The 16826-nt window shown below is 64.9% G+C and carries 13 protein-coding genes; 5 read left to right on the plus strand and 8 right to left on the minus strand.

The genetic code is table 11. From position 1 onward, the window contains the following. The first annotated feature begins 48 nt into the window (after nt 1-48). The 4 genes from ACOYW5_RS13990 to ACOYW5_RS14005 are packed head-to-tail and all read left to right on the plus strand — an operon-like array spanning nt 49 to nt 4884. Nucleotides 49-1554 (plus strand): sugar ABC transporter ATP-binding protein, encoded by a 1506-nt coding sequence (locus ACOYW5_RS13990; RefSeq protein ID WP_423065502.1) that lies wholly within the window; start codon nt 49-51, stop codon nt 1552-1554. Beyond that, complete coding sequence (locus ACOYW5_RS13995) at nt 1551-2537, plus strand: ABC transporter permease (protein WP_423065503.1); 987 nt, start codon at nt 1551-1553, stop codon at nt 2535-2537. The genes ACOYW5_RS13990 and ACOYW5_RS13995 overlap by 4 nt, the downstream gene beginning before the upstream one ends. Further along, nucleotides 2534-3526 carry an ABC transporter permease gene (locus tag ACOYW5_RS14000; protein ID WP_423065504.1) on the plus strand — a complete coding sequence of 331 codons (993 nt, stop codon included), beginning with the start codon at nt 2534-2536 and terminating at the stop codon, nt 3524-3526. The genes ACOYW5_RS13995 and ACOYW5_RS14000 overlap by 4 nt, the downstream gene beginning before the upstream one ends. Beyond that, nucleotides 3523-4884 carry an FGGY-family carbohydrate kinase gene (locus ACOYW5_RS14005; RefSeq protein ID WP_423065505.1) on the plus strand — a complete coding sequence of 454 codons (1362 nt, stop codon included), beginning with the start codon at nt 3523-3525 and terminating at the stop codon, nt 4882-4884. The genes ACOYW5_RS14000 and ACOYW5_RS14005 overlap by 4 nt, the downstream gene beginning before the upstream one ends. A gap of 40 nt (nt 4885-4924) precedes the next feature. Here ACOYW5_RS14005 and ACOYW5_RS14010 read toward each other — a convergent pair whose 3' ends face one another. Both ACOYW5_RS14010 and ACOYW5_RS14015 read right to left on the minus strand, forming a co-directional pair. After that, complete coding sequence (locus ACOYW5_RS14010; RefSeq protein ID WP_423065506.1) at nt 4925-5134, minus strand: hypothetical protein; 210 nt, start codon at nt 5132-5134, stop codon at nt 4925-4927. 441 nt (nt 5135-5575) lie between these two features. After that, a complete protein-coding gene (locus tag ACOYW5_RS14015; protein WP_423065507.1) occupies nt 5576-6142 on the minus strand; it encodes a hypothetical protein in 567 nt (188 codons plus the stop codon). Between the two features lie 384 nt (nt 6143-6526). Here ACOYW5_RS14015 and ACOYW5_RS14020 point away from each other — a divergent pair, with 384 nt between their 5' ends. Continuing rightward, a complete protein-coding gene (locus ACOYW5_RS14020; protein WP_423069469.1) occupies nt 6527-7492 on the plus strand; it encodes a LacI family DNA-binding transcriptional regulator in 966 nt (321 codons plus the stop codon). A gap of 22 nt (nt 7493-7514) precedes the next feature. On the opposite strand, the gene ACOYW5_RS14025 is transcribed toward ACOYW5_RS14020, so the two are convergent. The 6 genes from ACOYW5_RS14025 to recF all read right to left on the minus strand — a co-directional run bounded on the left by ACOYW5_RS14025 (nt 7515) and on the right by recF (nt 16767). Continuing rightward, nucleotides 7515-8546: an aldo/keto reductase gene (locus ACOYW5_RS14025; RefSeq protein WP_423065508.1), complete on the minus strand. Its 1032-nt coding sequence runs from the start codon at nt 8544-8546 to the stop codon at nt 7515-7517. A gap of 105 nt (nt 8547-8651) precedes the next feature. Further along, nucleotides 8652-10457: an ABC-F family ATP-binding cassette domain-containing protein gene (locus tag ACOYW5_RS14030; RefSeq protein ID WP_423065509.1), complete on the minus strand. Its 1806-nt coding sequence runs from the start codon at nt 10455-10457 to the stop codon at nt 8652-8654. A 385-nt stretch (nt 10458-10842) separates the two neighbouring features. Continuing rightward, on the minus strand, nt 10843-11319 hold the full coding sequence (rirA, locus tag ACOYW5_RS14035; RefSeq protein ID WP_423065510.1) for an iron-responsive transcriptional regulator RirA: 477 nt from the start codon (nt 11317-11319) through the stop codon (nt 10843-10845). A 180-nt stretch (nt 11320-11499) separates the two neighbouring features. Next, complete coding sequence (locus tag ACOYW5_RS14040; protein WP_423065511.1) at nt 11500-12399, minus strand: AraC family transcriptional regulator; 900 nt, start codon at nt 12397-12399, stop codon at nt 11500-11502. 469 nt (nt 12400-12868) lie between these two features. Further along, nucleotides 12869-15328 (minus strand): DNA topoisomerase (ATP-hydrolyzing) subunit B, encoded by a 2460-nt coding sequence (gene gyrB, locus ACOYW5_RS14045; RefSeq protein ID WP_423069470.1) that lies wholly within the window; start codon nt 15326-15328, stop codon nt 12869-12871. 299 nt (nt 15329-15627) lie between these two features. Continuing rightward, the gene (recF, locus tag ACOYW5_RS14050) at nt 15628-16767 is read right to left on the minus strand and encodes a DNA replication/repair protein RecF (RefSeq protein ID WP_423065512.1); all 1140 of its coding nucleotides are present in this window, start codon (nt 16765-16767) and stop codon (nt 15628-15630) included. Nucleotides 16768-16826: the final 59 nt, after the last annotated feature.

Raw genomic sequence — 16826 nt, forward strand, 5'->3', positions numbered from 1 at the left:
TGACACCGAGTGTGAGGCAAGGGCGAGGCCCAGCATAGAATGACAAGTATGTCCCAACCCAAGCTCACCCTCACCGGCATCACCAAGACCTTTCCCGGCGTGCGGGCGCTGCATGAGGTGAGCCTCGAGCTTTACCCCGGTCAGGTGACCGCGCTGATCGGCGAGAACGGGGCCGGAAAGTCGACGCTGGTGAAGGTGCTGACCGGCATCTACCAGCCTGACGTGGGCGAGATCGCCATCGACGGCAAGCCGGTGCATTTGAGCTCCGCCCACAAGGCGTTCGAGCTCGGCATCACCGCAATCCACCAGGAAACCGTGCTGTTCGACGACCTGAGCGTCGCGGAAAACATCTATCTCGGCCATGCGCCGAAGAGCCGGCTCGGCACCATCGACTGGGGCACCATGCGCAAGAACGCGCGGCAGGTGCTCAACGACATGGGTGCCGGGCACATCGACCCGGAGGCGCGGCTGCGTGACCTGTCGATCGCCAACAAGCATCTCGTCGCCGTGGCGCGGGCGATGTCGATCGACGCCGAAGTGGTGATCATGGACGAGCCGACCGCCGCGCTCAGCCACAAGGAGATCGAGGACCTGTTCGTCTTAGTCGACCTCCTCAAGGAAGACGGCAAGGCCGTGCTGTTCATCAGCCACAAGTTCGACGAGATCTACCGCATCGCCGACCGCTACACCGTGTTCCGCGACGGCGAGATGGTGGGCAAGGGCCTGATCAAGGAGACGCCGCAGAACGAGATTATCCGGATGATGGTCGGGCGCTCGGTGGACCACATCTTCCCGGAGCGCACGCCGGCGATCGGCGCGCCGGTGCTGAAGCTCGACGGGCTGAGCCATCCGACCGAGTTCGACGATATCGGGTTCGAGCTCAGGCGCGGCGAGATCCTCGGTTTTTACGGGCTCGTCGGCGCTGGGCGCTCCGAGGTGATGCAGGCGATCTTCGGGCTGACCAGAACCTCGCGCGGTTCGATGACGCTCGACGGCGCGCCCTTCCACCCGCACTCGCCCGCCGACGCGATCGAGGCCGGCATCGTCTATGTGCCGGAGGAGCGCGGCAAGCAGGGCGTGGTGGTCGATCTACCGATTGTCCAGAACGTCACCTTGCCCTCCCTCAGGAAGACCTCACGCCAGGGGTTCCTGCAGATGGCGGAGGAGTTCGCGCTAACGCGAAAATACACCGAGCGCCTCGACCTCCGCGCCGCATCGCTCAGCCAGAACGCCGGCACGCTGTCCGGCGGCAACCAGCAGAAGGTGGTGATCGCCAAATGGCTGGCGACGCAACCCAAGGTGATCATTCTCGATGAACCCACCAAGGGCATCGACATCGGTTCGAAAGCCGCGGTGCACGCCTTCATGGCCGAGCTGGTGGCTGAAGGGCTGGCGGTGATCATGGTGTCGTCGGAGCTACCCGAAGTGATGGGCATGTCGGACCGGATCGTCGTCATGCGCTCGGGCCGGATCGACGCCATTCTGGACAACAAGGACCTGACGGCCGACGCGCTGGTCAAGCGCGCCATCGGCGCCCATGAGGTGGCGGCATGAACCGCATCCTGAGAACGCGCGAGTTCTGGCTGGCGCTCGGCATTGCCACGATGATCGCCGCCATCGCGATCTGGCGCGCCCCGAGCTTTGCGACGCCGGGCAACCTGGCCGATGTGTTCAACAACACCGCCATCCTGATGATCCTGGCGCTCGGGCAGATGGTGGTGATCCTCACCCGTTCGATCGATCTCTCCATTGCCTCGAACGTCGCCCTTTCCGGCATGGTCGTGGCGCTGGTCAACCAGGCGATGCCGGGGATCCCGGTGCCGGTGCTGATCCTGGCCGCGCCGCTCCTCGGGCTTGCCTTCGGTGCGATCAACGGCTTTCTCGTGTGGAAGCTCGATATCCCAGCCATCGTCGTGACGCTCGGCACGCTGACCATCTATCGCGGCACGACGTTCCTCATCGCCGGCGGCACCTGGGTGAACGCGGACGAGATGACGCCGGAGTTTATTGCTGGCACGCGCATCGAGCTGCTCGGCCTGCCGCTGCTCAGCTGGGCAGCCATCGTCATCGCCATTGCCTTCTACGTGCTGATGACGCGCACGCCGATCGGCCGCTCGATCTACGCGATCGGCGTCAACCCGACGGCCTCGGTCTATGCCGGCATCAATGTGGGGCGGACCAAGTTCATCGCGTTCTGCATCTCCGGCCTCGTCGCCGGGCTCTGCGGCTATCTCTGGGTGTCGCGCTATGTCATCGCCTCGTCGGAGACAGCAGCGGGGTATGAGCTGCAGGTGATCGCGGCCTGCGTGATCGGCGGGGTGTCCATTGCGGGCGGCGTCGGCACGGTCAGTTCGGCCCTGCTCGGCGCGCTGTTCCTCGGCGTCATCAACTCGGCCTTGCCGGTAATCGGCGTATCGCCGTTCTGGCAGATGGCCATATCCGGCGCCGCCATCATCCTCGCCGTCGTGCTCAATGCGCGCGGGGAGAGAAAGGGTGGCCGGATCATCCTCAAGCAGGCCGAAGGGGCACGGGCATGAACGAACAGACCCGGGCCACCCGGCACATTCCGGATCGGCTGGACAATCCGCTGCGTTCGACGCTGTTCAGCTGGCAGACGCTGCTGCTGGTCGTGGCGGTGGTGATCTTCATCGCCAACTCCTTCGCCTCGCCGTATTTCCTGTCGCCGTGGTCGCTTTCCGACGCGACCTTCAACTTCACCGAGAAGGCGATTATCGCGCTGGCCATGGCGCTGCTGATCATCTCGGGCGAGATCGACCTCTCCGTCGCGGCAATCATCGCGCTAGCCTCCACGATGATGGGGCTGGCGCTGCAATACGGCGCCGATACGCCCGTGCTGGTGGCCATCGGCATCGGCACGGGGTTGCTGTGCGGCGTGTTCAACGGTGCACTGGTGACCCGACTCGAGCTGCCTTCGATCGTCGTCACCATCGGCACGATGAGCCTCTTCCGCGGCATCAGTTACATCATGCTCGGTGACCAGGCCTATAAGGGCTACCCGGAGAGCTTCGCCTTCTTTGGGCAGGGCTACGTCTGGTGGGTGGTGAGCTTCGAGTTCGTGCTCTTCCTCGTCCTCGCCGTGATCTTCTACGTCGTGCTGCACCGCACCAGTTTCGGGCGCCGCATCTTCGTCATCGGCAACAATGCCACCGCAGCGCAATTTTCCGGCGTACGGGTCGAGCGGATCAAGTTTATCCTCTTCTGCCTCACGGGACTCATGGCTGGCATCGCCTCGGTGCTGCTGACCAGCCGGCTCGGTTCGACCCGGCCCTCGATCGCGCAGGGCTGGGAACTGGAAGTCGTCACCATGGTTGTGCTCGGCGGCGTTTCCATCCTCGGTGGCGCCGGCTCGATCACCGGCGTAGTCATCGCCGCCTTCATCATGGGGCTCGTGACATTCGGCATGGGCCTCCTCAACGTGCCGGGCATCGTGATGTCGATCTTCATCGGCCTGTTGCTGATCCTCGTCATCGCCCTGCCCATCGTCTACCGGATGGTTCGGAAGTGAGCATCAATCGCGTCGGCGTCATCGACATCGGCAAATCCAACGCCAAGGTGGCGGTGGTCGATTTCGAGACGCGCACGGAACTCGCGGTGCGGAAGCGCCCAAACACGGTGATCAAGGGCGGCAAGTACCCGCACTACGACATCGATGCGCTCTGGACCTTCGCGCTCGAAGCCCTGCGCGAGCTCAACCAGGAGATCGAGCTCGATGCGCTGAGCGTCACGACGCATGGCGCGAGCGCGGCGCTGGTCGATACGAACGGAAACCTCGCCCTGCCGGTGCTCGACTACGAGTTCGCCGGCCCCGACCAGCTCTGGGCCGAGTATGACACCGTCCGTCCGGATTTCTCCGAAAGCTTCACGCCGCGGCTACCGGGCGGGCTGAATGTCGGGGCACAGCTGTTCTGGCAGGCGCGGTGCTTTCCCGACGCCTTCGCCGCGACCCGATGGATCCTGCCCTATCCACAATACTGGTCGTTCCGCCTGACGGGGGTCGCGGCTGCCGAAATCACCTCGTGGGGCTGCCACACGGACCTGTGGAACTTCACCACAGACCTCTATTCATCACTGGTTATGAAGGAAGGCTGGCTCGAAAAGCTGCCAGAGGTGCGGCCGGCCTCGGATGTGCTCGGCGTGACGCTGCCGGCGGTCACCGCGGCACTCGGGCTGAAGCGCCCGCTGCCGGTCTATTCGGGCATCCACGATTCCAATGCCTCGCTGCTGCCGCACCTCCTCGAGCGCGATCCGCCGTTCGGGCTGGTCTCGACCGGTACCTGGGTGGTGGTGGCCTCGCCGGGTGGCGACATAGACGATCTCGATCCGAGCCGCGACTGCCTCGCCAATATCGATGCGTTCGGCCGCCCGGTCCCCTCGGCACGGTTCATGGGCGGGCGCGAGTTCGAGATGCTGACCTCGCCGCGGCAGCCGGGTGAGGCGACGATCGCGCGCGTGCTGAGCGAAGGCATAATGCTGACGCCCTCGGTGGTGCAGGGTTCTGGCCCCTTCGCCGGACGCCAGGCGCAGTGGACGGTGCCGCGCGAACAGCTTGATGACGACGCGGTCTATGTCGTCGTCTCGTTCTACCTAGCGATGATGACGGCGGAGTGCCTGATGCTCACCGGGGCCTCGAACCACACCGTGGTGGAGGGCCCCTTTGCCGGCAACGCGCTTTACCTGCGCATGCTCGCGGCGGCGACGGGACGGCCGGTGGAACCAATCAAGCGGAGTGCGACGGGAACCTCGATCGGAGCGGCGCTGCTGGCACGCATGGAACGGCATGTGGCGCATGACGCGGCGGTGGTCGAAGGCGACCCGGCCGCTGCGGCCTATGCCGAGCGCTGGCGGAGGGCGGTCGGGGCGTGACGACCTGCCCCTGAAGCGGCCCGCGGGCCGCCCAGGGGAATCAGAGTTCGGGACGGAGCGCAACCCGCACGGCGGCTTCCGCCGCTTCGATGGTATCGAAGACTTGGCCGTCGACGCCGAAGACATCAAGCTTGACCGCGAGGAAGCGGAAACCGCTCTCGTGCGCGACGAGGACGCCCTTGGGCTCGCCGTCGATATCGACCGCTATGGGCTTCAAACTATGTGGCTTTTCGAAATGGGCATGCTGCATGGAATACCTCCATTCGGCACGTCTCTGGGGACGGCCGGGGTGTTACCTGAAGTGTGAGACGAATGGGTGACAGAGGTCACATTCGTTTGGGTCGGTAACACCCGTTGGAGCGATCTACCCATTTGCCGATGAGCCCGGTCTGGAGAGTGGTGCGAATAGCGATGTGCATTTTCGTCTCCTTCCGGCGGCCACACGGCCTAGGTGATTCCAATGAGGGGGAGTATGGCTCCGCCCCCGAAGCTTTTTCGTGGCAGAGATGAGTCTGCCGCTCGACTCTTCTAGGGCACGCCCGGATGGAGGTCCATCCCGCTTTCGTCGGTGCCTAAGTTGAGTAACAGGGGCAAGATAAGCGCTGTGAAGCGTTCGCGCCAGACCGCCGCGTTCCAAATTACTCGGATCAAAGCGGAATTTCCTGCCCGCGCGGGCGCAGGGCGCGAAATGTCAGATAGCAGAGAGGACGGCTTCGCCGCGTGGCGACAGGCGATATCCGACCTCGAGGCTGAGGGTAAGTCCCAGGGCCTTGAGCTTGCGGACATTGTCCTTGAACTCCATGCGCTCGAAGCCCGCCGCTTCTGCGAGTCGCATTGAGACGACGCCGGGCCGGTCGGCGATGAGCTGCAGCGCTGCTTTCGTCCATGGCCGGCCGGCGCCCGCGTCGAGCTTGCCGAGCTTGGTGACCAGCTTTGCGAGTTCGGCCGGATCGGGCAGCGCCTCGCGCAAGGCTTCGCGCGGATCGTCCCCTTCCGGGTGGAGCAGGATGCGGTAGCAGGTGCCCTCCTGCGCCTCGAACATGGCGAGGACGTCGGCTCTATCGCGATAGCCTGCGGCCCGTGCATCGTCGTCGGTCACGCTCTCGGGCTCGATCGGCTCGATCGCATCGATGCCAACGAGCCCCATGGCTGTGCGCACGGTGCCGCCGACGCGGACGGTCGGCTTCTTCCAGCGCCGGAAGGCAAGCCTGCGCTCGCCGGCAAAGATCGCTTCGAGATCGGGCTTCCTGAACAGCATGGGCGGGATACTGCCGCAGCTGCGGCGCGGCGACAACGCGGTTGCGCCCGGACAATGCGGTTGCGCGCGGCGCGTCCGACCAAAGTCTATGGCCCGCATGAAACCCCGGACTTCCCGCCTTGAAATCGATTGCATAATCTGTTGTGCTGAAAGTTGGGCGGATCCACAGGCGACACCTACGGCGTTGGCGGACCTCGGGAGAGGGTCCTCAACCCCGGTTCTAGGCGCGCTATCGAACCGGAAGGGTCTCGAACTTTTCCTGATAGCGCTCGGGGAGGAATAGTATTGGCCGAGAGCGAAACGCGCGACGACAAGCGCGGCAAGGCGCCTGCGTCGCAGCGCGCGCCCGGACGAAAGCCTGGTGGCAAGCCGACGCTCCGCACCATTGCGGAAATGACCGGGCTCGCCATCACGACGATTTCGCGCGCCCTTAACAACGCGCCCGAACTCAGCGACGAGACGCGCGTCCGAGTGCAGAAGATCGCCGCCGAGATCGGTTATGTGCCGGACCGCACCGCGCTGCGGCTGAAGACAGGGCGCACCAATGTCATCGCGCTGATGCTCGATCCGCATGACGAAATCCTCGGCTTCGGCCAATCGATGGTTTCGGGCCTGACCGCAGCGCTGACCGGCACGTCCTATCACCTCGTGATCACGCCAACGGTTCGCAACGCCAAGCCGATCGACCCGATCCTTTACGTGCTGCGCAACAAGGCAGCAGACGGGGTGATCTTTTCGCGCACCGAACCCGACGACGACCGGGTGAAGCTGTTGATGGAGGAGAACTTCCCCTTCGTCACGCATGGACGCACGGCGTTCCCTTCGCCGCACCCCTATGTCGACTACGACAACTATGCCTTCGCCCACCACGCGGTGATGCGCTTGAAGGCCAAGGGCTGCCGCAAGGTGACGATCATCCTGCCGCCGATGCGCTACAGTTTTGGGCACCATCTCCGCGACGGGTTCATTAAGGCGGTCGCCGAGGCGGGACTACGGTGGGAGATCCTCGCGGGAGCCAGCCTTGACAATTCCGCCGACGAGATCCGGCTCGCGGTGATCCGGCGCATGGGCGAGCCGGATGCACCGGACGGGTTCGTGTGTACGGGCGATGCCGCAGCCTTATCGGTGATGGCCGGGCTGACCGATGCCGGCCGCCACATCGGCGAGGACGTGCAGGTGGTGGCCAAGCAGACCTCGGGCATCTTCAGCCTGATCCGGCCCAAGGTCGATGCGATCTTCGAGGACACGGCGCTCGCCGGCCAGCAGATGGGCGAACTACTGCTCCGCCGCATCCAAGGCGCAGCGGCGGAGGATTTGCAGATCCTGCATGAGCCCGAGCTGTGGTTCTAGCTTCCCTGGGCGCTAGAGCCGCCTACCGACCACCCTCGATCTTGCGGAAACGCTGGTTCACGCCGCCTTTGCCGTAGGGATAATCTGCCTGCTCCGGAGCGCTGGCCGCGGTGAGCTTATCGGCGATTTCTGCCGGGAGCCTGAGATCGGCAGCACCAAGATTGTCGGCCAGTTGCTCCCGGGTCCGGGCACCAAGGATGACCGAGCTGACGGCCGGACGATCGGCGACCCAGGCGAGGGCCACCTGGGCCATCGACTTGCCAAGCGATTTCGCCGCCTCTTCCAAGACGCCGATGATGTGCCAGGTGCGCTCCTGCTCGTTGCGCGGGCCGTAGGATTCCTGGCCGCGATTGGGGTTCTCGCCGAGCCGGGTGGCGCCGGTGGGCAACTGGTCGCGCTTGTACTTGCCGGTGAGCCAGCCGCCCCCGAGCGGCGACCAGGGCAGGAGGCCGATACTGGCGTCAAGCGCGGCGGGCACAATTTCGTGCTCGATGTCGCGAACGAGAAGGTTGTAGTGCGGCTGCAGCGTGATCGGCGGGGCGAGATTGCCCATCCTCGCGAGGAACACCGCCTTGGTGAGTTGCCAGCCGATGAAATTGGAGAAGCCGTAATAGGCGATCTTGCCGTTGCGGATCGAGTCGTCGAGGAAGCGCAGCGTCTCCTCCAGCGGGGTCAGCGCATCGAAGGCGTGCAGCTGGTAGAGGTCGATGTGCTCGACCCCGAGCCGGCGCAGCGATGCGTCGAGCGCCTCGCCGAGGTGGCGGCGGGAGAGGCCCAGGTCGTTCGGGCCGGCGCCCATGGGGAAGCGGCCCTTGGTGGTGACCAGTACCTGGCGCGCCGCCTCGGGGCGGGCCTTCAGCCAGCGACCGACGATTTCCTCGGACTTGCCGGCGGAATAGACATCGGCGGTGTCGATGAAGTTGCCACCGGCAGCGACGTAGTCATCCATCAGGGCAAAGGATGTCGCCTCGTCCGCCTCGGCGCCGAAGGTCATCGTGCCGAGGGTCTGGCTTGAAACGATGGCGCCGCTATTTCCGAGCTTGCGATACTGCATGATATCCTCCGATTGAATCGCTTCAAGCGGAGTACATAGTCGGAAGGGATGTCACGGTCGAGTAGGACGTTGGGTGGGTGTTCGGACCTCGGTCGGCGCCGAACTCTACCCCTCGATCTCTTCTCGCAGCGCCTCGAGCTCCAGCCACTCGTCCTCAGCTTTGCTCAGAGCCTTCTGCGCCTTTTCCAGCGCCTTGCTGGTCTCGTTGAACTTATTGGGATCGCGGGCATAGAGGCTGCCGTCGGCGAGGATCTTGTTCAGCCTGACGATCTCGGCTTCGTGTTTTGCCATCTCTTTGGGCAGGGTCTCGAGTGCATGCTTCTGCTTGAAGCTGAGCTTCTGCTTCGATGCCAGCGTGGCGATGGGGGTCATGCCCTTGCCGCCCTTGGGCTTGACCACGGCTTCGGGCTTGGTGACGCCATAGCCGCGCTGGGTGACCATGTCGGAGTAGCCGCCGGGATACTCGGTCCAGACGCCATCGCCGTCGGCAACGATCACCGAGGTGGCGACCCGGTCGAGGAAATCGCGATCGTGGCTGACGACGATCACGGTGCCGGGATAGTCGCTCAGCATCTCCTGCAGGAGGTCGAGCGTCTCGAGATCGAGATCGTTGGTCGGTTCGTCGAGGACCAGCACGTTGGAGGGCAAGGCCAGCACGCGCGCCAGCACCAGCCGGCCGCGCTCGCCGCCCGAAAGCTTGCTCACAGCCGTGCCGGCCTGTTCGGGACCGAAGAGGAAGTCCTTGAGGTAGCCCATGAAGTGCTTGGGCTGGCCATTGATCACCAGCGTGTCCGAACCGCCGCCGGTCACCGCTTCCTTCAGCGTCATGTCGCTGGTCAGCGTGGCCCGGCGCTGGTCGAGGCTCGCGAGCTCGATATTGGCGCCGAGCCGCACCGTGCCGCTGTCCGGCGCCAGTTCACCGGTGAGGAGCTTGATCAGCGTGGTCTTGCCGGCACCGTTCGGGCCGATGATGCCGACGCGGTCGCCGCGGATGATGCGAGTAGTGAAATCGGAGACGATGACGCGGTCGCCGAAGGCTTTCGAGATGCCCTTGGCGTCGATCACCATCTTGCCGGAGGTCTCGCCCTCGGCCACCGAGATCTTGACGTCGCCGACCGAGCGTTTCAGGTCACGGCGCTGCTGGCGAAGGTCGAACAGGGCCCCGAGGCGGCGGACGTTGCGCTTCCTCCGGGCGGTGACGCCATAGGTCAGCCAGTGCTCTTCGCGGACGATCTGGCGGTCGAGCTTGTGGCGCGCTGTCTCCTCTTCCTCCAGCACCTGGTCGCGCCATTCCTCGAAACTGCCGAAGCCGCGATCGAGGCGGCGGGTGGTGCCGCGGTCGAGCCAAAGCGTCGAACGGGTGAGATCGGCGAGGAACCGCCGGTCGTGGCTGATGATAATCAGCGCCGAGCGGATCGATTTGAGCTCGTCTTCCAGCCATTCGATGGCCGGCAGGTCGAGATGGTTGGTCGGCTCGTCGAGGAGGATGATATCGGGCTCGGGCGCCAGCACGCGGGCCAAAGCGGCGCGACGGGCCTCGCCGCCCGAGAGGCGGTGCGGCTCTTCGGTGCCGGTCAGGCCGAGATGGTTGAGCAGGTACGTCGCGCGATAGTGGTCGTCGCCGGCTTCAAGCCCCGCTTCGACATAGCTCAGCACGTTGGGGTAGCCGGAAAGGTCCGGCTCCTGCGGCAGGTAGCGGATGGTCGCGCCGGGCTGCAGGAAGCGGCGGCCGGAATCGGGCTCGATTTCGCCGGCAACGATCTTCAGCAGCGTCGACTTGCCCGAGCCGTTGCGGCCGACCAGAGCCAGCTTTTCGCCTGGCAGCAGCGACAGTTCGGCACCCTCGAGCAGCTCGGTCGAGCCGAGGCGAAGGCGGATGTCCTGCAATGAAAGAATGGGCGCTGCGGCCATGAATAATCAGTCCGGTCTGGGGTTGGCCGCATAGAGCATGACGAGGCGCGGAGATCAACGCGACCGACTCGCCGATGAGCGAAAGCGCAAATGAACCGGCGCTGAAAGGCGGCGTCAGTGGGCGTTCAACGAAGGGGGAGCAAAAGATGGCGGTCTCGTGAACCGCAAGGTTCACATCGCCGGTACGTGGCCGAGGGTCTCACCCGCCCCCCGCAGGCTCTCGGCCCGTCCGGTATCCTAGATTTCTCGCGCTTGTCGAGAGGGAGAATCCGCCGCACCGGTTGAAAGCGTCCCTCCGGGTCGGGGCGTGTGCGGAGGGAGGGCGGATGCCGGATCTTTGGAGTCGGTCCGGCATCCGCCATTTCGGTCAGGTCACTGCGCCCAGTTAGTGCGCCGCTTGGGCGATCAGCACCGGCTCCATTTCCTCAAACGTCAGGCCGAGCCGCTGGCGCAGCGAACGGCGCTTCGACGCCAGGTCGGCAATGGTGTGGCTCTCGAGCACGTTGAAAAAGGCACCGAGCGCCTCGCGCAGCGCTGCGTTGACGTCGCAATTGTCCGCCAGCGGGCAGCTGATATCGCCGTCCTCGAAGCACTCGGCCATGGAGAAGCTCTCTTCAGTCAGGCGCACCGTATCGAGCAGCGTGATCTCCTCGGCCGGGCGGCCGAGCTTGATGCCGCCGCGGCGACCGCGCACCGTCTCGATCAGGCCGTTCTCGACCAGCGGCTTGATCAGCTTGAACAGGAAGAGTTCCGAAATCGCATGGGCCTTGGCGATGTCGGCCACGCGGCTCAGGCCTGGATCGTTGACCGCACAATAGATGAGGGTGCGGATGGCGTAGTTGGATTGACGTGTCAGTCGCATCTGTGGCTCCGGTAAGGGCGGAATGCTGCTCCGCCCAACCTCACCGCACGTGGGCCGATGGCTAGAAAATCGGCCGGATTCGCGTCCGGTAAGCCAGCACAGTTTATAACAGTTCTAAACTTCGTCAAGCAAACTTGAGCGATGCGTTCAGGATAATTGTCTGGCGTGAGCGGCAAGCCGTCAGCCGGCCGACTGCAGGTCGCCGGCCTTGAGCCGCGCCACGTCGCTGCGCGGCGGGGCACCGAACAGACGGGCATACTCGCGGCTGAACTGGCTGGGGCTGTCGTAGCCGACACGATGGCCGGCGGTCGCTGCATCCACGGCCTCGGCCAGCATCAGCCGGCGCGCTTCCTGCAGGCGGATCTGCTTTTGATACTGCAGCGGGCTCATCGCCGTCACCGCCTTGAAATGCAGGTGCAGGGCCGAACTGCTCATCCGCGCCTCGGCCGCCAGCGTCTCGATGGCGAACTGCTCGGTGAAGTTGCGCTTGATCCAGCCGATGGCGCGGTTGACCTGCTGCAGCCGGCTTTCGGCCACGGCGATCTGCTGGAGCTTGGTCGCCTGGTCCGAGCGCAGCAGGCGATAGAGGATCTCGCGCTTGATCATCGGGGCCAGCACCGCAATGTCGTCGGGCCGGGCAAGGAGCTTCACCAACCGGATCGCGGGGTCGAGCAGGTCGTCGGTGACCCGGCTGACCGCGAGGCTCGGCTCGGCATCGCCGGCCCCGGCGCCAAGGCCGCCGACATCGATCAGCAGTGCCGCGATCTCGGCCGGGTCGAGGTCCATCTTGATGCAGAGATAGGGCGCCTCGGCCGAAGCCTCGACCACCTGCCCGATCGTGGGAGTGTCGACGGTGATGACGAGGAAGTTCTCGGCGTCGTAGTTGAGCACCCGGTCGCCGGCGATGACGCGCTTCCGCCCCTGCGCGACGATGCAGAGGGCAGCGGTCGCCACACCGGGCACGGTGCCGGACGGCTGCGACAGGCGCACGATGCTGAGACCGTTGATGGCGGTTGCCTGAATCCCGTCCTCTGTTGCAAACTGTGCAATCGCGGTTTTCAGTTCATCGATGCGACTCATGGCTCAAAGCCCCATGAATTGTGTGCCTCTTACATAGCACCGGCTGCTCGCGAGTCACAACTTTTCATGTCACTTTGTAGGATTGTGCAATCTTCCTGGACCATCGGTCTACCGGCGAAAGCCGGTCGCGGCCTATATCGGTGCCATCGCGACGGCGCCGAAGCCTCGCGACAGAAAGCGAGGACCCCAAATGACGATAGACCTTTCCAGCGTTGCCCGGCGTATCCAGCCGGCGGCCGTCCTCGCGAGTGTGAGCAAGCTGTTGAAGCGGCTCGAGAACCCTCAGCCGCAGGAGCGTCGCCGCGGGCGGCGCAGCATGAATGGCTAGGCTCTTCGCAGTGGCGGCCGGCGCAAGCCTCGTCGCCGCCGTGCTGGTAGTCGCAAGCATCACGCTGGGGCTCTGAGCCCCGGGAATATGAAAAGGGCCCGCTTTGTACGGGCCCTTTCGCTTGCGGTAGTAACGGTGCCCCTAGACGTCGAGGTTGGCGACGTTCAACGCATTGTCCTGGATGAAGATGCGGCGCGGCTCGACCACGTCGCCCATCAGTTCGGAGAACAGCATGCCGACTTCGCTGTCATCTTCCTTTTGCTCGACCTTCAATAGGGTGCGGGCGTTGGGGTCAAGCGTCGTCTCCCACAGCTGTCCCGGATTCATTTCGCCCAGGCCCTTGTAGCGCTGCAGCGAAATGCCCTTGCGGCCGATCGAGCCGATGGCCTCGAACAGCGAGAACGGCCCGTAGATGTCGAAATTCTGGTCCTTGCGGACCAGTTTCGCCACGCCACCATAGAGATCGCCGAGCTTGTCGACGGTGGCGCGGATGCGGCGTGCATCGGCTGAAGCCAAGAGCTGCGCGTCTAGGGCGTGCCGTTCGGTAACGCCGCGAATGGTGCGGGTGAAGACATAGCCGCCCTGTCCGTCGAGTTCGCCCTGCCAGCCACGCTCGAACTCATCGGCCAGCCGGTCGAGCCGGCGAACCACGCGTTCGATCACGGTGCGCGCCCGCTCGTCGTCCCCGGCCGCATCGGCGAGACCGCCGACGATCGCGGCCTGCTCGATGATGGAACGGTTGTACTTGGTGTTGAGGCCCTCGATGGCATGCACGATGTCGCGCGCCTGCCGGACGATCTGCAGCAGGTCTTCGCCCGAATGCGCGACGCCATCACGGCTGGTCAGCACCGCTTCGTCGGTGCCGGTGTCGATGAGGTAATCCTCGAGGCTGCGCTCGTTCTTCAGGTACTGCTCGGACGAGCCGCGCTTGATTTTGTAGAGCGGCGGCTGGGCGATGTAGATGTGGCCGCGCTCGATCAGTTCGCGCATCTGCCGGTAGAAGAAGGTCAGCAGCAGGGTGCGGATATGGGCGCCGTCGACGTCGGCGTCCGTCATGATGATGATCTTGTGGTAGCGCAGCTTGTCGATGTTGAACTCTTCGCGCCCGATCGAGGTGCCAAGCGCCATCACCAGGTTGCCGATCGTCTCCGAGCTCAGCATGCGGTCGAAGCGAGCGCGCTCGACGTTGAGGATCTTGCCGCGCAACGGCAGCACGGCCTGATTGCGGCGGTCACGGCCCTGGGTAGCGGAGCCACCGGCCGAGTCGCCCTCGACGATAAAGATTTCCGAGAGCGTCGGATCCTTCTCCGAGCAATCCTTGAGCTTGCCGGCGAGGAAGTTGATGTCGAGTGCCGACTTGCGCCGGGTCAGCTCGCGCGCTTTGCGGGCGGCCTCACGCGCCGCGGCGGCCTCGGCCACCTTGCCGACGACCGACCTCGCCTCGGCCGGGTGCTCTTCGAGCCACTGCTGCAGCTTGTCGTTGACACCGTTCTCGACCACGGGACGGACTTCGGACGAAACCAGCTTGTCCTTGGTCTGGCTGGAAAATTTCGGATCCGGCACTTTAACCGACAGTACGCAGGTCAGGCCTTCGCGGATGTCGTCACCCGTGACCTCCACCTTCTCGCGCTTGAGGATGCCGCTCTCCTCGGCGTACTTGGTCACCTGCCGGGTGAGCGCGGCGCGCAGACCCGCCAGATGCGTGCCGCCGTCGCGCTGTGGGATGTTGTTGGTGAAGCACAAGACGTTCTCGTGGTAGCTGTCGTTCCACCACATCGCGACTTCGACGGTGATACCGTCGCGCTCCGAAAAGAGCATGATCGGCGACGAGATCAGCGGCGTCTTGGCCTGGTCGAGATAGCGCACGAAGGCTTCGAGCCCCCCCTCGTAGTGCAGCTCGACCTCGACCGGCTCCGGATGGCGCAAGTCCTGCAGGATGATGCGGACGCCCGAGTTCAGAAACGCAAGCTCGCGCAGCCGGTGCTCCAGCGTCTTGAAGTCGAACTCCACCATGGTGAAGGTCTCGGACGAGGGCAGGAACGTCACCAGCGTGCCCGACCGGCCCTCGTAGGTGCCGGGCTGATGATTGGGCGTGTAGCTGCCGACCTGCTTCAGCGGCCCGTCGGCGTTGCCATGGGTGAAACTCATCTCGTGGATTTCACCATCGCGGCGGATGTTCAGCTTCAGCGACACGGACAGCGCGTTGACCACCGAGACGCCCACGCCATGCAGGCCGCCCGAGACCTTGTAGGAGTTCTGGTCGAACTTACCGCCGGCATGTAGCTGGGTCATGATGACCTCGGCCGCCGAAACGCCCTCTTCCTGGTGGATACCGGTCGGGATGCCGCGGCCATTATCGTTGACGGAAACCGAACCGTCGGCATTGAGCTGCACCGTCACCAGATCGGCGTGGCCGGCCAGTGCCTCGTCGATGGCGTTGTCCACCACCTCGTAGACCATGTGATGCAGGCCCGAGCCGTCATCGGTATCGCCGATATACATGCCAGGGCGTTTGCGCACCGCATCGAGGCCCTTCAGGACCTTGATGGAATCGGCGCCATATTCGTTCGGATCGGAAGGAGTGTCGGTGCTCAAGGAAATCCCGAATCAAAGGCTGCAGGTCCGCTCGATTTGGTCTAGCGGATGGTGTTCGGATAAAGAAGACAAATGGCTATTTTGAGCCCGGTTTACAAGGTTTTGCGCCCCGAATCGGTAGCTCCCGGTGAGCCTCGGCATCCATTGCCAACGCAGAGGCCGAGATCGGGCAGATGAGCATAGCGATTCCGACCACGGCGAGCCGTGGACGGCCGCCGCCGGCCATGCGGATGATGCGAGGGTCGACGCCGGAAGCACGGGCCGCGTGCTCGCGGCCCTGAAGCAGGTCATGGACTGACGCTCCCTCAAGGGACGCGTGGATTGCCAGCCGCCGGGCCGAGCCGGCCATCCTTCACCAGGACCTGCTGTGCGCCCTCGCCGAGCGCCTCGAACAGCATCGGGTCGGTGCCGGTCATGAAGCACTGCGTGCTGAGGGCATCGAGGGCCTCGAACAGGGCGGCGCGACGGTTGGGATCGAGATGCGCGGCGACCTCGTCGAGCAGCAGGAATGGGGCGATGCCGGTCGAGCGCTTGACGAGGCGCGCCTGGGCGAGGATCAGCCCGATCAGCAGCGCCTTCTGCTCGCCGGTCGAGCCGAGCGCCGCCGGCATGTCCTTTTGCGCATGGCGCACTTCGAGATCGATGCGGTGCGGGCCGGTGAGGGTACGCCCCGCAGCGCGATCGCGGGGGCGCTCGCGCTGCCAGAGATCGCGCAGTTCCGCCTCGAGCGCGGCTGAGGATTGCGGCACGTGCCGATCCTCGAACAGCGGGGTCAGCGCCAGCCGGGCGGCGGGGAAATTGGCCTCGTCGACGCCGCTCAGGATCATCGCCTGCAGGTCGTCGAGACTGTCGGCACGCGAGAAATGCACCGCCGCCGCCGAGGCTGCCATCTGCGCTTCCACCGCATCGATCCAGAGCGGATCGGCGTTCTCTTCGACCAGCCGGTTGCGCTGGCGCATGGTCTTTTCGTAGTCCGACACGGCGGCCGAATGGCCGGGGATCAGCGTTGTCACCAGCCGGTCAAGGAAGCGGCGGCGATCGCTTGCCGGGCCGGTGAAGAGCCCATCCATCGCCGGGGTGAGCCATAGGACGCGCAGATAGGCGCTCATCTCCTCGATGGTCCTGGCATTGGCGCCGTTGATGCGCACGCGCCGGCCACCATCCGCACCCGCTCCAGTGCCGATGTCGACCGGCCCCTCGGGCGCCTCGATGGTCGAGGCCACGGCCCACTGGCCGTCCGACCCCTGGGCCGCGACATCCTCGAAGGCGACGCCGCGCAGGCCGCGGCCGGGCGCCAGCAGCGAGATGGCTTCGAGCAGATTGGTCTTGCCCGCCCCGTTCGGTCCAACCAGCACCAGATGCCGCTCGTCGAGGTCGAGGGCGGCCGAGGCGTAGTTGCGGAACTGGCTGAGCCGGAGCCGGGAGATGTAGCGGGAGGGATGCATTGTCTGCTCAGCCTACCACGATGTCATCCCGGCGCAGGCCGGGACCAAGCCGAGTAACT

It is taken from the genome of Devosia sp. CN2-171 (genome assembly GCF_049354815.1).
GTDB lineage: Bacteria > Pseudomonadota > Alphaproteobacteria > Rhizobiales > Devosiaceae > Devosia_A.

Excerpts from the sequence above, each read along its gene's own strand:
- ACOYW5_RS14000 (WP_423065504.1), top strand. The coding sequence starts at position 2,534 with ATGAACGAACAGACCCGGGCCACCCGGCACATTCCGGATCGGCTGGAC.
- ACOYW5_RS14040 (WP_423065511.1), bottom strand. The coding sequence starts at position 12,399 with ATGAGTCGCATCGATGAACTGAAAACCGCGATTGCACAGTTTGCAACA.
- ACOYW5_RS14010 (WP_423065506.1), bottom strand. The coding sequence starts at position 5,134 with ATGCAGCATGCCCATTTCGAAAAGCCACATAGTTTGAAGCCCATAGCG.
- ACOYW5_RS14025 (WP_423065508.1), bottom strand. The coding sequence starts at position 8,546 with ATGCAGTATCGCAAGCTCGGAAATAGCGGCGCCATCGTTTCAAGCCAG.
- ACOYW5_RS14030 (WP_423065509.1), bottom strand. The coding sequence starts at position 10,457 with ATGGCCGCAGCGCCCATTCTTTCATTGCAGGACATCCGCCTTCGCCTC.
- recF (WP_423065512.1), bottom strand. The coding sequence starts at position 16,767 with ATGCATCCCTCCCGCTACATCTCCCGGCTCCGGCTCAGCCAGTTCCGC.
- ACOYW5_RS13995 (WP_423065503.1), top strand. The coding sequence starts at position 1,551 with ATGAACCGCATCCTGAGAACGCGCGAGTTCTGGCTGGCGCTCGGCATT.
- ACOYW5_RS13990 (WP_423065502.1), top strand. The coding sequence starts at position 49 with ATGTCCCAACCCAAGCTCACCCTCACCGGCATCACCAAGACCTTTCCC.
- ACOYW5_RS14015 (WP_423065507.1), bottom strand. The coding sequence starts at position 6,142 with ATGCTGTTCAGGAAGCCCGATCTCGAAGCGATCTTTGCCGGCGAGCGC.
- rirA (WP_423065510.1), bottom strand. The coding sequence starts at position 11,319 with ATGCGACTGACACGTCAATCCAACTACGCCATCCGCACCCTCATCTAT.